Genomic DNA, 496 nt, shown 5'->3' on the forward strand with positions numbered 1-496 from the left:
GACGCGGCACCGCAAAGGCGTACTGCGCCAGCGCCGCCACGCTGAATTGCGACGGTGCCTCGCCCACCAGCACCGCCAGGGCATGTTCGTATTGCTCGCGCGAGCGCTGCGCGGTCTGCAACGCGGCCACCACGGTGCTGAGTTGGTCCTGAGCTTGCAGCAGTTGGTCATTGGCCGCCGTGCCCTGGGCGTATTCGGCCTGGATCATGTCGAGCAATTGCTGGTTGATCTGCTGCTGTTGTTGCAACAGGCCGATGTCGATGTCCTGTTGGCGCAAGGCCAGGTAATTGCTCGCCACGCTGGCGCTGATGGACAAACGCACCCCGGCCAATAAGGCGTCGGAGGCTTGCGCAGAAGCGCTGCTGGACTCAATGCCGCGTCGCACCTGGCCCCATAAATCCGGCTCCCAACTGGCGGTCAGGGTGGCGCTGACCGAGTTCTCAACCCCGCCTGCGCTGCTCGCGCCGCTGCTGGAACCGCTACCGCCCACCCCGCG

1 protein-coding gene is annotated in these 496 nt (G+C 65.7%); it reads right to left on the minus strand.

The window, feature by feature from the left end; genetic code table 11:
* Window positions 1–496, minus strand: a 496-nt coding sequence (locus tag GHO41_RS29515; protein ID WP_178126628.1) for a TolC family protein, incomplete at both ends; no start/stop codon positions are given.

The sequence above is a fragment of the Pseudomonas sp. FSL R10-0399 genome (assembly GCF_009600165.1).
Taxonomy (GTDB): domain Bacteria; phylum Pseudomonadota; class Gammaproteobacteria; order Pseudomonadales; family Pseudomonadaceae; genus Aquipseudomonas; species Aquipseudomonas helleri.